Annotated in this window: 10 protein-coding genes; 4 read left to right on the top strand and 6 right to left on the bottom strand. The window is 69.5% G+C overall.

Translation table 11 applies throughout. From position 1 onward, the window contains the following. The first annotated feature begins 124 nt into the window (after positions 1–124). Together polA and AC1PME_RS20285 are read left to right on the top strand one after the other, a co-directional pair. On the top strand, positions 125–2896 hold the full coding sequence (polA, locus tag AC1PME_RS20290) for a DNA polymerase I (protein WP_481096841.1): 2772 nt from the start codon (positions 125–127) through the stop codon (positions 2894–2896). 559 nt (positions 2897–3455) lie between these two features. Further along, on the top strand, positions 3456–3935 hold the full coding sequence (locus tag AC1PME_RS20285; RefSeq protein WP_254459593.1) for a DUF421 domain-containing protein: 480 nt from the start codon (positions 3456–3458) through the stop codon (positions 3933–3935). A 96-nt stretch (positions 3936–4031) separates the two neighbouring features. Here AC1PME_RS20285 and AC1PME_RS20280 read toward each other — a convergent pair whose 3' ends face one another. From AC1PME_RS20280 to AC1PME_RS20255, 6 genes are all read right to left on the bottom strand, one after another. After that, a complete protein-coding gene (locus AC1PME_RS20280; protein WP_481096840.1) occupies positions 4032–4298 on the bottom strand; it encodes a DUF2164 domain-containing protein in 267 nt (88 codons plus the stop codon). Then, positions 4295–5191: an oxygen-dependent coproporphyrinogen oxidase gene (gene hemF / locus AC1PME_RS20275; protein ID WP_481096839.1), complete on the bottom strand. Its 897-nt coding sequence runs from the start codon at positions 5189–5191 to the stop codon at positions 4295–4297. Before hemF ends, AC1PME_RS20280 begins: the two co-directional genes overlap by 4 nt. A gap of 238 nt (positions 5192–5429) precedes the next feature. Then, positions 5430–6500 carry a pyridoxal phosphate-dependent aminotransferase gene (locus tag AC1PME_RS20270; RefSeq protein ID WP_307547227.1) on the bottom strand — a complete coding sequence of 357 codons (1071 nt, stop codon included), beginning with the start codon at positions 6498–6500 and terminating at the stop codon, positions 5430–5432. Positions 6501–6531: 31 nt separating this feature from the next. Next, positions 6532–7506, bottom strand: a complete 975-nt coding sequence (locus AC1PME_RS20265; RefSeq protein ID WP_307547226.1) for an LLM class flavin-dependent oxidoreductase — start codon at positions 7504–7506, stop codon at positions 6532–6534. A 521-nt stretch (positions 7507–8027) separates the two neighbouring features. Continuing rightward, positions 8028–8591: a hypothetical protein gene (locus AC1PME_RS20260; RefSeq protein ID WP_481096838.1), complete on the bottom strand. Its 564-nt coding sequence runs from the start codon at positions 8589–8591 to the stop codon at positions 8028–8030. A gap of 212 nt (positions 8592–8803) precedes the next feature. Continuing rightward, on the bottom strand, positions 8804–11188 hold the full coding sequence (locus AC1PME_RS20255; protein WP_481096837.1) for a S9 family peptidase: 2385 nt from the start codon (positions 11186–11188) through the stop codon (positions 8804–8806). A 515-nt stretch (positions 11189–11703) separates the two neighbouring features. On the opposite strand from AC1PME_RS20255, the gene AC1PME_RS20250 reads away from it, so the two are divergent. Together AC1PME_RS20250 and cydB are read left to right on the top strand one after the other, a co-directional pair. Then, positions 11704–13104: a cytochrome ubiquinol oxidase subunit I gene (locus AC1PME_RS20250; protein ID WP_481096836.1), complete on the top strand. Its 1401-nt coding sequence runs from the start codon at positions 11704–11706 to the stop codon at positions 13102–13104. Continuing rightward, positions 13104–14120, top strand: coding sequence for a cytochrome d ubiquinol oxidase subunit II (cydB, locus tag AC1PME_RS20245; protein ID WP_481096835.1), 1017 nt, complete (start codon positions 13104–13106; stop codon positions 14118–14120). The genes AC1PME_RS20250 and cydB overlap by 1 nt, the downstream gene beginning before the upstream one ends. Positions 14121–14185 lie beyond the last annotated feature (65 nt).

Below are 14185 nucleotides of genomic sequence, written 5' to 3'. Positions count from 1 at the left end.
TTCGCGCCGGACCCTCACCCCAACCCCTCTCCCGGTGGGAGAGGGGCTAACCACGGCTCCCTGCTGCGCCTGGGGCGGATCCCCGTTTCGGGGGCGTGAACGCGCCGCAGCGTAGAATTGGCCGATGAGCCGATTAGTCCTGATCGACGGGTCCAGTTACCTGTATCGCGCGTTCCACGCGCTTCCGCCGCTGACCAATGCCGCCGGCGAGCCCACCGGCGCGCTGTTCGGCGTGGTCAACATGTTGCGCGCCACCCTCAAGGAGCGGCCCGAGTACGTCGCCTTCGTGGTCGACGCGCCGGGCAAGACCTTCCGCGACGACCTGTACCCGCAGTACAAGGCCAACCGGCCGCCGATGCCCGAGGAATTGCGCGCGCAGGTCGAGCCGATGTGCCAGATCGTGCATGCGCTGGGCATCACCATCCTGCGCGAGGACGGGGTCGAGGCCGACGATGTGATCGGCACGCTGGCCCTGCAGGGCGCCGGCGACGGCCTGGACGTCACCATCTCCACCGGCGACAAGGATTTCGCCCAGCTGGTCCGCCCCGGCGTGCAGCTGGTCAACACCATGAGCGGCAGCCGCATGGATTCGGACGCGGCGGTGATGGAGAAGTTCGGGGTCTGGCCGCACCAGATCGTCGATCTGCTGGCGTTGATGGGCGACGCCATCGACAACGTGCCCGGGGTGGAGAAGTGCGGGCCCAAGACCGCGGCCAAGTGGCTGGCCGAGTACGGCTCGCTGGACGGGGTGATCGCCCACGCCGACACCATCAAGGGCAAGATCGGCGACAACCTGCGCGCGGCGCTGCAGCGCCTGCCGCTGAATCGTGAACTGGTCACCATCAAGACCGACGTGGCGCTGGCCGGCGGGCCGCGCACCCTGGGCCTGCGCGAACAGGAACCGGAGCAACTGCGCGGCCTCTACCAGCGCTACGGCTTCACCCAGGCGCTGCGCGACCTGGACGGCGGCGTCGCCGCGCCGGAGGCCGCCAGCGAGGCCGCGCCCAGCCTGCGCGGCACCGCCGCCGGCTATGCCCGCGCCGCGGCGCCGGCCGACGACGGCGCGCTGGATCCGGCGCTGGCCGCCAAGGGCGAGTACGCCGCGGTGACCACCGCCGAGCAGTTCGAGGACCTGCTGGCGCGGCTGCGCGCCGCCGACGGCTTCGCCTTCGACACCGAGACCGACGCGCTGGACGCGATGCGCGCCAACCTGGTCGGGCTCAGCTTCGCCACCGCGCCGGGCCGCGCGGATTACCTGCCGCTGGGCCACGACTACCCCGGCGCGCCGGCGCAGCTGGACCGGGCGCAGGCACTGGCGGCGCTGCAGCCGCTGCTGGAGGACCCGGCCAAGGCCAAGGTCGGCCAGCACGGCAAGTACGACCTGCACGTGTTGCGCCGCCACGGCGTGGAGGTGCTGGGCTACACCGACGACACCATGCTGGAGAGCTTCGTGCTCAACTCCACCGCCAGCCGCCACGACATGGACTCGCTGGCCCGGCGCTACCTGGGCTACGACACGGTCAAGTACGAGGACGTGGCCGGCAAGGGCGCCAAGCAGATCGCCTTCTCGCAGGTGGCCATCGACGACGCCACCCGCTACGCCGCCGAGGATGCCGATATCACCCTGCGCCTGCACCGCACCCTGTCGGCGCAGCTGGACGCCGAGCCCGCGCTGGCGCGGGTCTACCGCGAGATCGAGATGCCGCTGGTGCCGGTGCTGGCGCGGGTGGAGGCCAACGGCGTGTGCGTGGACATCGCCGAGCTGCGCAGGCAGAGCCAGGAGCTGAGCCAGCGCATGCTGGCCGCGCAGCAGAAGGCCACCGAACTGGCCGGGCGCAGCTTCAACATGGACTCGCCCAAGCAACTGCAGGCGGTGCTGTTCGACGAACTGAAGCTGCCGGCGGTGCTGAAGACCCCCAAGGGCCAGCCCAGCACCAACGAGGAGGCGCTGGAGGCGATCGCCGACCAGCACGAGCTGCCGCGGGTGATCCTGGAGTACCGCGGCCTGGCCAAGCTGCGCAGCACCTACACCGACAAGCTGCCGGAGATGGTCAACCCCGCCACCGGCCGCGTGCACACCAGCTACCACCAGGCCGGCGCCGCCACCGGGCGGCTGTCCTCCTCCGATCCCAACCTGCAGAACATCCCGATCCGTACCGACGACGGCCGCCGCATCCGCCGCGCCTTCGTCGCCCCGCCCGGGCGCAAGCTGATCGCCTGCGACTATTCGCAGATCGAACTGCGGATCATGGCCCACCTGTCCGAGGACCCGGGCCTGCTGCGCGCCTTCGGCAGCGGCGTGGACGTGCACCGCGCCACCGCCGCCGAGGTGTTCGGGCGCAAGCTCGAGGAGGTCACCGGCAACGAGCGCCGCGCCGCCAAGGCGATCAACTTCGGCCTGATGTACGGCATGAGTGCGTTCGGCCTGGCCCGCAACCTGGGCATCGGCCGTGGCGAGGCGCAGGACTACGTGGCGCTGTACTTCAGCCGCTACCCGGGCGTGCGCGACTTCATGGAACGCATGCGCGAGCAGGCGCGCACCCAGGGTTACGTGGAGACCCTGTTCGGCCGCCGCCTGTACCTGAACGACATCAACGCCCGCCAGCAGGGCCTGCGTGCCGGTGCCGAGCGCGCCGCGATCAACGCACCGATGCAGGGCACCGCCGCCGACATCATCAAGCGCGCCATGGTCGGCGTGGACGCCTGGCTGCAGGAGCACCGCGCCCGCGCGCTGATGATCCTGCAGGTGCACGACGAACTGGTGTTCGAGGCCGATGCCGACTTCGTCGACACGCTGCTGCCGGAGGTGACCCGGCGCATGGCCGCCGCGGCGGAGCTGAAGGTGCCGCTGGTGGTGGACAGCGGCGTGGGCGACAACTGGGACGAGGCGCATTGACCACTCGGGCCCCGGGGATGCTTCCGGGGCCCTTCCCGGCGCTGCGGTGTCCTGCGTAGACATCGCAGGCGCGCGCGCCACGCAGAGCGCACCGGAGTTTTTCTGAGGATTATCCCGCCAGCGATTTTCGCTTTCCCATTTCCGGGGGTTTTTTGCGCCGCGCGGGCGGTGCAAGCGGCGGAAAGTCCAACTGCCGTCACACCCTGCGGGCAGGCGGTGGCGCCGGATTTGGACGGAATGTTGACGCGCGGTATTCGCGGGATTTTCGGGAATGAATCCGTCCTTAATCTGACAAATTTTTAACTTAAATCTTCACGAACGAGCAAGGTGGGAAATGTTCTTATATCCCTCGACAGGCGCAATACCTGTCGCGGATCTCCTCCCATCCCCTGGAGCAGATCCAGGAACGGCGACTCCTCCCCAAGTCCCCGTTCCCTGGCCCCGCCGACCTCCCCCTGGTCCGCGGGGCTTTTTTATGCCCGCGCTTCGGGCCTGCCCCTATCGCCGCCTGCACGCCACGGCGTAAGGTCGCCGCTCCATCCTCCCTGCGAGCCGTGCGATGCCTGATCTTTTCCATCTGTCGATGCCCTGGTGGGAATTCGTCTTCCGCGCGGTGGTGGTGTACGTGGCGGTGCTGGTGATGGTGCGGGTCTCGGGCAAGCGCGCCATGGGCCAGCTGACGCCGTTCGACATGCTGCTGATCGTGCTGCTCGGCAATGCGGTGCAGAACGCCCTGCTCGGCGAGGACACCTCGCTCGGTGGCGGCCTGTTGCTGGCGGCGACGCTGATCGCGCTGAACTTCACGGTCGGCCTGGTGACCTCGCGCAGCGCCCGCATGGAGCGCTTGATCGAGGGCGAACCGGTGGTGCTGGCCCGCGATGGCCATGTGTTCCGCCAGGTGCTGCGCCGCGAGCTGGTCAGCCATGCCGATTTCGAGGCGGCGATGCGCCAGCAGGGCTGCCTGGGCATCGACGACGTGCGCCTGGCGCTGCTGGAGACCAACGGCCACATCACCATTCTCAGCAACAAGGGCAGTTGAGCGCAGGTCGCGGCGGCCGGCGCAAGGCCGCGCGATATCGCCAGGGCGCTGTCTGGCATGCCGCATCGCGGCCGACGCCGCCCCTGAATAGGCGGCCTAGCGGCGCGATTCGGTCGCCTGTTCGAGCTGGTAGAGCGCGTCGTCCAGGGTGTCCAGTTGCGTGGCCAGCACGGCACGGGCATCGTGCAGGCCGCGGTTGTAATAATGCGGGCCGATGCGCTCGGCGATGAAGTCGAGCAGGAATTCGGCCTCGAACGCGCCGACCTGCTGCTGCAGCTCGGTGCGCAGGTAGGCCTGCACCTGTTCGGCGATGGCGCGCTTGTCCTCGCGCCCCAGTACCGCAGTGCGCGCCGGCCCGCTCACGCCAGCCACTCGCGCGGCACCAGGTACTCGGCCAGGCGCGCTTCGGCGCTGCCCGGTTCGGGCTGGAAGCCGTATTCCCAGCGGACCCGCGGCGGCAGGCTCATCAGGATGCTCTCGCTGCGGCCGCCGCTCTGCAGGCCGAACAGGGTGCCGCGGTCGTAGACCAGGTTGAATTCGACGTAGCGGCCGCGCCGGTACAGCTGGAACTCGCGCTCGCGCTCGCCCCAGGGCAGGCCGCGGCGGCGTTCCACGATCGGCAGGTAGGCGTCGAGGAAGCCGTCGCCGACCGCGCGCTGGTAGGCGAAGTCGCGCTCGAAATCGGCATGCAGGTCGTCGAAGAACAGGCCGCCGACCCCGCGGGTCTCGTTGCGGTGCTTGAGGAAGAAGTACTCGTCGCACCAGCGCTTGTGCGCCGGGTAGCGGTCGGCGCCGAATGGCGCGCACAGGTCGTGCGCGGTCTGGTGCCAGTGGCGGGCGTCCTCGTCGAAGGGGTAGTACGGGGTCAGGTCGAAGCCACCGCCGAACCACCAGGCCACGGTGGCGCCGTCGCGCTGCGCCTCGAAGTAGCGCACGTTGGCGTGGGTGGTGGGGATGTACGGGCTGAGCGGGTGGAACACCAGCGACACCCCGACCGCGCACCACGAGGCGCCGGCCAGTTCCGGGCGGTTGGCGCTGGCCGAGGGCGGCAGCCGGGTGCCGGCGACGTCGGAGAAGCCGATGCCGGCCTGCTCGAACAGCGCGCCGTCGCGCAGGATGCGGGTACGGCCGCCGCCGCCCTCGGGCCGCTGCCACAGGTCCTCGGCGAAACGGGCCTGGCCGTCGGCGGCCTCGATGGCGGCGCAGATGCGGTCCTGCAGGCCGGTCAGGTAGTCGCGTACTCGGTCTAGATGCATGGGCGTATTCTAGGCGGACTCCGCCGTGGCGTCTGCCGCAGTGATGCCGCGCATCGGCCGTACCGGCGTCCATGTGCGCGGACGAGGACATGGGCGCGGGCCGGTTCGGGTGCCTCCCGTGCGCCCGCGGCGGCGCACGCAGTGGCCGTGGATGGCCGCCGGTCGGCGCCGATCTGGGGACCGGCGGTGTCTTCGGCCTCTGCGCGGCCTCCGGCCGATGCGGCCGGCGCGCCCCACCTCACGTCGCGGCCAGGCATGCGCACAGCGCCGCGACGCAGCGCTGCATGTCCGCCGCGGTGGCCATGCTCACGCGCAGGCATCCCGACCAGCCGAACAATCCCAGATCGCGGACCAGGATGCCGTGTTCGCGGACCAGCCTGCCGGCCACCGCAGCGCTGTCGCCGATGGCCAGCAGCATCACGAAGTTGGTGGCCGAGGGCAGGAACCGGATGCCTGCCGCATACAGTTGGCGGCAGAACGTGTCGCGCACGGTGCAGTTGTCCCGGCGTACCCGATGCAGATGCGCCTGCGCTTGCAACGCGTGTGGCACCGCGCGCTGGGCGCACCGGTTCACGTTGAACGGCAGGGCCTGGCGCATCGCCCACATCCGCGCGATCAGCTGCGGATGGCCGGCGGCGTAGCCGACACGCAGCGCCGCCATGCCCCAGGCCTTGGAGAACGTGCGCAGCACCACCAGGCGCCGGCCGCCGCGCACCAGCGCCAATGCCGAGGCGGCCGGTTCCTCCACGTAGTCCATGTAGGCCTCGTCCACGATCAAGGTCGCACCATGACGCTCGCTCTGGTCGAGGATGCGTTCGATCGAGGCCATCGACAGCAGGCTGCCGGTGGGATTGTGCGGATTGCAGACGAAGATCAGCTTGGCGCCGTCGCCGATTGCCTCGATCACCGCGTCGGCGTCGATGCCATGCTCGCGCATCGGCACTGCGCGCGGCTGCGCACCGACCACACGCGCCGCGCTCAGGTAGCCGGGAAAGGTGCCTTCGGTGATGGCGACCGCTTGCCCGGCACCGGCCATCCCCAGCGTGGCCAGCAGCACCAGTTCGTCGGCGCCGTTGCCTATGGCGACCATTGCGGGCGCGATGCCGAGGGCGTCGGCCAACTGCGCGCGCAGCGGCTCGCAACTGCTTTCGGGATAGCGTCCGGCATGGGCATCCAGTTCCTGCCGCAACAGCGCGGTGATGCCGGGGGGCGGGCCGTAGGGCGATTCGTTCAGATGCAGGCGTAGCAGGTTCTCGCCTGCGGCGAAGCCGCCGTTGTAGTCGACGAAGGGGCTGGGGGTGGACATCATGGCGGACTCTCGTGGGGAGGTGCCTGAACTGTCAGGCGGAGGCGGCGTTCAGTGCCGGTATCACCTGCTCTCCGAACAGGCGGTAGGAGGTCTGTACCGCATCGCGGTCCTGGCGATGGCCAGCGAAGAAGCCGACGATGTTGCCGGCGCCGGCGGCGTGCAGCTGGGCCAGGATCTGTTGGCCGACGTCGTCGGGAGTGCCGGCGATGATGTCGTCGTCCAGGATCGACGGCATCTGCGCCTGTGCGGCCTTCGCGTGCGCCAGGGCGCGCGCGCCGCTGTCGGCGACGAAGATGCAGCGGCGGATCGCCAACTGCTCGGGGCTGTGCGCTCGCCCGGCCTGCGCCGCGGCCTGCCGATAGGCATCGAACAGTTGCACGACCTGCGGCGTGGGCAGGAAGCCGGTGCAGACCTTGTGGCCGCGGCGGGCCGCCTCTGCCGCCGCCTCGGGGCTGCGCACCGTGGCCCAGATGGGGGGCGCGGGTCGTTGCAGCGGGCGTGGCACGATGCGCAAATTATCGAACGACCAGTACCGTCCCCGATGAGACAGGTCCGGGTTGTGCAACGCCTGCTCGAGGATGTCCAGCGCTTCGCGGTACATCGGCAGGATAGCGTCCTCGCCGATGCCGACCGCAACTGCTTCGCTCGGGTTGGAGCCGCGTGCCACGCCGATCTCCAGCCGGCCCTGGCTGATTTGATCGAGGACGCCGATTTCCTCGAGCAGGCGCCATGGGTGCCACATCGGCAGTACCCAGCCGAGGACGCCGATGCGCAGGCGCCGGGTGCGCGCCGCGACACTGGCTGCCAGCAGTCCCGGGGCAGGGCAGGCGCGCACGCCGCTGAAGTGGTGTTCGCTGAAGAAGATGCCGTGGAAGCCCTGCGATTCGGCTTGCACCCACGTCTCGCTGCGCCATGCGTATTCGTCGCTGCAGACCGATGCATCGAAATGCAGCGGGTTCTCGTCGGAAGAGATATTCAATTGTTCGAAGATCCACGACTTCATCATGCACGCCTTGCTGGGAGGGAGGTGAGCGGCCAGGAAGAGCGCAGGCACGACTCCCCCTTGCCGCGTCGCGAAGGTTCGCGGTTGCCAGAGTCTTCAAGGGACGAAGCGCCAGCGGCGGGGAGCGCGGGGCGTTCTCAATGCGACAGCATTCTGCACGCGGCGCAGCGCCGGCAGAGCGCGCCAAGTCACACTTGGCCTGCGCTGGCGGATTTGTCTCGTTATTACGCCGGCATCCCCATGTCGGCGCCCGGTGCGCGCGCTCGCCGTGGCGTCTCGGCGCGGCGTTCTGGCCAACACCATCGTCGTCTGCAGCGCGTGCGATCGGCACGAAGACGCCCCACGCACGTGTCTTGGGCGTGCCGAAGTGGGGTGGGGTCGGCGGCAGGACCGCGTCTACTGCATGCCGCGGTCGAACGCAGCCGATCACGCTTGCAAGGCGCGAATTCCTTGCAACATCCCGGTTGCGGCATCACCGGCGGACGCGCACTCGTTGCTGCGTGCGGGAGGGCGCCCGCGCGCGCTCAGCGGCGGAATTCGGCGCGGATCGCCGGCCGGTACAGTTGGTAGGCGATCCAGCCGTGCAGTGCGGCGAACACCAACGCGGTCACCGCGGCGGTGGCGATGCTGATCGTGCGGCCGGCCTGCAATTGACCCAGCAACTGCGCGCCTTCGGCGGTATGCCGCATCGCTGCGGGCAGCACCTGGTCCAGCGCTGCGAAGCATTGCCACAGCACCGGCAAACTGGCGAAGTTGGCCAGGCCGGTGACGATCAGGAAGGCAACGAAGCTCAGTCTCGCCCACTCGCGCCGTCGCAGCAGCCCCCAGGCAGCAGCGCAGAACAGCAGTGCCAACAGCGCCGACAGCAGCGACAGCGCCCACACATGGTCCAGGCACCATTGCAGCAGCGCCGGCAGCGCGATGCCGATGCGCGCGACGACTCCTTGCAGCGTGCCGGCGGGCAGCACGGCCAGCACCGCGAGCTGGCCCAGCGCGCACAGCAACCAGGCCACGCCGAGCACCAGCGAGATCTTCGCCATCGAGTCGATCATCGGGTCGCGGGCGGTGGGCAGGGGCGGTGGCGGCATCGGCGGTCCTTCGGTGGGGGGCGGCATGCGGCGCGGCGCGAAGGGTCCGGCAAGGATAGGACGGGTTGCTGCCGGCGCAAGGCAGCTGCATCGCTTCGCCCCTTGGTGACAGGACGTCACCGCTTCCCGTGTCGCGATCGACGTCGTTCCCACAGTGGTTTCCCCACTGCAGGAGCGGCGTCAGCCGCGACCGCCTGCGGCCGCAAGCAGGCCTATTTCAGCTGCTGCTCGAACAGCTTCAACACCCGCTTGTACTCGTCCAGCCAGGAGTCGGCGCCGGTGAAGCCGTGCTTCTCCATCGGATACGGCGCGATCTCCCAGTTGTCCTTGTGCAGCTCGATCAGCTTCTGGGTCATGTCCACCGAGTCCTTGAAGAACACGTTGTCGTCGACCATGCCGTGGGCGATCAGCAGGTGGTCGCGCAGCCCGCTGGCGTACTCGATCGGCGAGGAGGTGCGGTAGGCCTCCGGGTCCAGGTCCGGGGTGTTGAGGATGTTGGAGGTGTACTCGTGGTTGTACTGGCTCCAGTCGGCCACCGGGCGCAGCGCGGCGCCGGCCTTGAACGTGCCGGGGCTGCGGAACAGCGCCATGTAGGTCATGAAGCCGCCGTAGGAGCCGCCGTAGATGCCGGCGCGGCCGCGGTCGCCCTGCTTGCTGTCGACCAGCCAGTCCAGGCCGTCCAGGTAGTCCTCCAGCTCCGGATGGCCCATGTCGCGGTAGATCGCGGTGCGCCAATCGCGGCCGTAGCCGGCGCTGGCGCGGTAGTCCAGGTCCAGCACGATGTAGCCCTTCTGCACCAGCAGGTTGTGGAACATCTGCTCGCGGAAGTACGGGGTGTAGCGCGCCGACACGTTCTGCAGGTAGCCGGCGCCGTGCACGAACATCACCACCGGATAGCGCTTGCCCGGCTCCGGCTGCGCCGGGCCGTAGTACTTGCCCCAGATGGTGCCGGCGCCGTGCTTGGACGGCACCTGCACGAACTGCGGTTGCACCCACGGGCGCGCCTTGAACGCGGCGCTGCGGGTGTCGGTGAGCACGCGTGCGGTGCCGCCGGCGGCCGGCAGCACCGCCAGTTGCGGTGGCAGGTAGGGGCCGGAGTAGTGCACCAGCAGCTGCTGGCCGTCGGGCGAGAGCGCGAAGTCCTCCACGCCGTCCAGCGCGGTCAGTTCGGCGACGCTGTCGTTGCGCAGGTCGAGCTTGCACACCTCGTAGTCGCCCGGCCACTTGCGGTTGCACAGGAACAGGAAGCCCTGGCCGTCGGCGCTGACCACCGGCGCGGACACTTCCCACTTGCCGGAGGTGCGCTGGCGCGGCTTCTCGGTGCCGCGCTGGGTGTACAGGTGCGCGTAGCCGGACTGCTCGGACAGCAGCCACAGGGTCTGGTTGTCCGGCATCCAGCCGAAGTCGTTGAAGCTCCAGTTGATCCACGCCGGATCGGTGAGGCGGTGACGCGGCTGCAGTACCGCCTTGTCCAGGTCGACGCTGGCGATCCAGCGGTCCTTGTTGTCCACCGCGCGCAGCAGCACGGCGACGTTGCGGCCGTCATCGCTCCAGTGCATCGAGGCGCCGCTGCCGTCGCCGTCGGTTTCCACGCGGACCGCGCGCGGCCCCTGCAGCGGCTCCTGCTTGGCGGCCTTGCGCAGCGCCGCCAGCGGATCGGTGCCGATGCCGGGCAGCACGGAGAGGTCGAGCTTGCGCGCGCTGCCGGCCACCGCATCGACCAGCCACAGGGTCTGCGCCACCGGCGGATTGCGGCCGACCAGGGTGCGTGTTTCCTGGAATTCGGCGTAGCCGGATTCGGTCACGTACTTGGGCATCTTGCTCTCGCGGCCTTCCTCGGCGCCCTTGGCGTGGGTCACCACCAGCAGGTGGCGGCCGTCGGGCGACAGCGCGCTGTCGTCGACCACCACGTCGTCGCCCAGGTACACCGGCGCCGGCGCGCGGCTGCTGTCGGCGCGACGCCAGGCCTGCTCCTGCTGGCGCAGCAGCTCGCGCTGGGCGCGGTCGCGGGCCAGGGTTTCCAGGGTGCGCAGCTGCTGCTCGCGCAGCACGTCGGGCTTGGGCGCGGCATCGGGATCGCGCTCGGCCTTGAGCACCGCGGCCTGCTGTACGCCGCCGCCGGGGCTCCAGCGGTACCAGTCGTTGCCGACCCGCCACAGCGCACCGCCATCGGTGGTGAACTGCGGCCGCGCGGCGGCCTGGTTGCTGCGGGTCAACTGGGTCAGCGCGCCGCTGCGCAGGTCGCGCAGGAACACGTCGCCGTTGCGCACGAACAGCATGCGCTGGCGACGCGCGTCGTAGACCGGATTGGCCGCGTCCAGGGTGCTGCGCTGGGCGTCCTCGACCCGCTGCGCGGCGATGCCGTCGATGCCCTGGCGGTAGGTGTCGCGCACCGGGCTGCCGGTGCGCTTGAGCTGGTACTCCACCTGGCGCCCGTCCCAGGCCCACCAGGCGTCCTCGACCGGCGGCCCGATCCAGTCCGGATCGGCCATGGCCTGTTCGATGGTCAGCGGGGCGGCGGCATCCTGCGCCGCGGCCAGCGGCGGCAGGCAGGACAGGGACAGCAACACAACAGCGCTCAGGGCGAGACGACGCATCTGGGATTCCGGGCGAACGGCAAACCGCAAGCGTAGCAGCCGCCAGGGTGGCGGCGATTGCGCCGTTGGTCATGGATGGGCTGCGCGCAAGGGCGCGCCGACCCGCCGCTGCACACCGCACTCAGGCCCTGGCGATGCCAATTCAGGAACGACGCGGCGCGAGCCAATCGATCGTGTTGCAGACGATGCAGAGATGCCTCGGTGGTCCCGCTGCACTTTCGTCGGGAGCGAATGCGCGATCCGTCATGTTGTGCCTCGCGTGGGAGTGTCTCTGCCTGGTTGCGCGCAAGCGCAACGGCAGCACAGTTTTCCTGCACGCGTCGCCGATACGATGGGTGGGCGTCGTCGGCACCTGGTTCGCTCGCAGGAGCGCCGTCGTGCTGGACGTGCATGGACGCAGGCGCGGTCTCGCCCGCATGCGTCTGCGACAAGACGCCACTGCGACAAACCGTCACATCCCATTTCGCCGCGCCGCACCAACAATAGGCATCGTCTCCGCTTTCTCAGGCGCACCCATGGACGCCCTGCTGCTGTCGCGCATCCAGTTCGGATTCGTCATCAGTTTCCACGTGCTGTTCCCGGCCTTCACCATCGGCCTGTCGAGCTGGTTGGCGTTCCTGGAGTGGCGCTGGCTGCGCACGCGCGACACGGTGTGGCGCGATCTGTACTTCTTCTGGCTGAAGATCTTCGCCGTGTCCTTCGGCATGGGCGTGGTCAGCGGCATCGTCATGAGCTTCCAGTTCGGCACCAACTGGGCGGTGCTCAGCGAACGTGCCGGCAACATCCTCGGTCCGCTGCTCAGCTACGAGGTGCTGACCGCGTTCTTCCTGGAAGCCTCGTTCCTCGGAGTGATGCTGTTCGGCTGGCACAAGGTGCCGGAGAAGCTGCACTTCCTGTCCACCTGCCTGGTCGCCATCGGCACGTTGATCTCCACCTTCTGGATCCTCTCGGCCAACAGCTGGTTGCAGACGCCGGCCGGCTACGCGGTGGTCGAGGGCGTGTTCCATCCGGCCAACTGGCGCGAGGTGATCTTCAATCCGTCGTTCCCGTACCGGCTCACGCACATGGTGCTGGCCGCCTTCATCACCACCTGCTTCGTGATCGGCGGGGTCAGCGGCTGGTACCTGCGCCGCGGCGAACACCTGGACGCGGCCGGGCGCATGCTCAAGCTGGCGGTGGCCTTCGCCGCGATCGCGCTGCCGCTGCAGATCGCCGCCGGCGATGCGCATGGGCTGAACACGCTCGAGCACCAGCCGATCAAGGTGGCGGCGATGGAAGGGCACTGGCACGGCGAGGCGCCGGGTCAGGGCGTGCCGCTGGTGGTGTTCGCGGTGCCCAACGAGGTCGCCGAGCGCAACGACTACGAGGTGACCATTCCGCGCCTGGGCAGTGTGATCCTCACCCATACGTTGGATGGCGAGATCACGCCGCTGACCGCGGTGCCGGCCGACGAGCGGCCGCCGGTGAAGCCGGTGTTCTACGCGTTCCGGGTGATGGTCGGGCTGGGCATGGCGATGTTGCTGCTGGCGCTGGTGTCGCTGTTCTTCTGGTGGCGCGGCACGCTGCTGCGTCGGCGCGCGCTGCATCTGGCGTGGAACGCGATGCTGCCGGCCGGGTTCGTGGCGCTGGTCGCCGGCTGGTTCGTTACCGAGATCGGGCGCCAGCCGTACGTGATCTACGGCCTGCTGCACACCCGCGATGCGGTCAGCCCGGTCAGCCCGGCGATGGTGTGGATCTCGCTGAGCGTGTACGTGCTCGCCTACGCGCTGGTGTTCGGTTTCGGCAGTTGGTACATCCTGCGCATGCTGCGTCATGGGCCGCTGCCGCACGAGCCGGCGCCGCGCATGCAGGAGGGCGACAAGACCCCGGCGCGGCCGCTGTCGGCGGCCGACGACGACATCGAGGAGACCCACTGATGGACATGGCGACCGTGCTGCCGGTGATCTGGTTCGGCGTGATCGGCTTCGGCGTGCTGATGTACGTGCTGCTGGACGGCTTCGTGCTCGGCCTGGGCATCCTGGCGCCGTTCGCCGAGGACGAGCACCAGCTCGACCTGATGATGAACACCGCCGCGCCGATCTGGGATGGCAACGAGACCTGGCTGGTGCTCGGTGGCGCCGGCCTGCTGGCAGCGTTCCCGAAGGCCTATGCGGTGGTGCTGTCGGCGCTGTACCTGCCGGTGCTGCTGATGCTGATCGCGCTGGTGTTCCGCGGCGTGGCCTTCGAGTTCCGCTTCAAGGCGCGCAGTTCCAAGTATCTGTGGGGCTGGGCGTTCGCGCTGGGCTCGCTGTGCGCCGCGTTCTGGCAGGGGGTGATCCTGGGGGCGCTGGTGGAAGGCATGCCGTTGCAGGACGGCAAGTACCTGGGTGGGGTGCTGGGCTGGTTCAGCCCGTTCTCGATGCTCACCGGCGCGGCGGTGGTGTTCGGCTACGCGCTGCTCGGCGGCAGCTGGCTGATCCTCAAGACCGAGGGCGCGATGCAGCACATCGCCCGCACCCTGACCCGGCCGCTGGTGCTGGTGGTGGTGGTGTTCATGGGCCTGGTCAGCGCCTGGCTGCCGTTCCTGGACTCGCGGATCATGGCGCGCTGGTTCCACGACGGCAATTTCTGGTGGCTCTCGCCGGTGCCGCTGCTGGTGCTGGTCAACGCGCTGGCGCTGTGGCGTGCGGCGATGGCGCAGGGCCGCGATGCGCGCCCGTTCATGCTGACCCTGTGCTTCTTCGTGCTCGGCTTCTTCGGCCTGGTGCTGGGCATCTGGCCGAACATCGTGCCGCCCGGGCTGACCATCTGGGAAGCGGCCTCGCCGCCGGCCTCGCAGGGCTTCGTGCTGGCCGGGCTGGCGGTGCTGCTGCCGGTGATCCTGGGCTACACCGCCTGGTCGTACCGGGTGTTCCGCGGCAAGATCACCGCCGACACCGGCTACCACCACTGACGGCGGCCGCGGCGGCCGCCGGCTTGCCAGCGGCGGCGGCGCCGGCCAAGCTACCGGCTCCCCGC

The sequence above is a fragment of the Xanthomonas sp. NCPPB 901 genome (genome assembly GCF_056725085.1).
The sequence above is the reverse complement of the archived record's forward strand: the minus strand, read 5'-3'. Positions and strand labels throughout refer to the sequence as shown.

Coding starts and splice junctions, on each gene's coding strand:
- AC1PME_RS20260 (WP_481096838.1), bottom strand. CDS start 8,591: ATGCCGCCACCGCCCCTGCCCACCGCCCGCGACCCGATGATCGACTCG.
- AC1PME_RS20265 (WP_307547226.1), bottom strand. CDS start 7,506: ATGATGAAGTCGTGGATCTTCGAACAATTGAATATCTCTTCCGACGAG.
- cydB (WP_481096835.1), top strand. CDS start 13,104: ATGGACATGGCGACCGTGCTGCCGGTGATCTGGTTCGGCGTGATCGGC.
- AC1PME_RS20270 (WP_307547227.1), bottom strand. CDS start 6,500: ATGATGTCCACCCCCAGCCCCTTCGTCGACTACAACGGCGGCTTCGCC.
- polA (WP_481096841.1), top strand. CDS start 125: ATGAGCCGATTAGTCCTGATCGACGGGTCCAGTTACCTGTATCGCGCG.
- hemF (WP_481096839.1), bottom strand. CDS start 5,191: ATGCATCTAGACCGAGTACGCGACTACCTGACCGGCCTGCAGGACCGC.
- AC1PME_RS20250 (WP_481096836.1), top strand. CDS start 11,704: ATGGACGCCCTGCTGCTGTCGCGCATCCAGTTCGGATTCGTCATCAGT.
- AC1PME_RS20285 (WP_254459593.1), top strand. CDS start 3,456: ATGCCTGATCTTTTCCATCTGTCGATGCCCTGGTGGGAATTCGTCTTC.
- AC1PME_RS20255 (WP_481096837.1), bottom strand. CDS start 11,188: ATGCGTCGTCTCGCCCTGAGCGCTGTTGTGTTGCTGTCCCTGTCCTGC.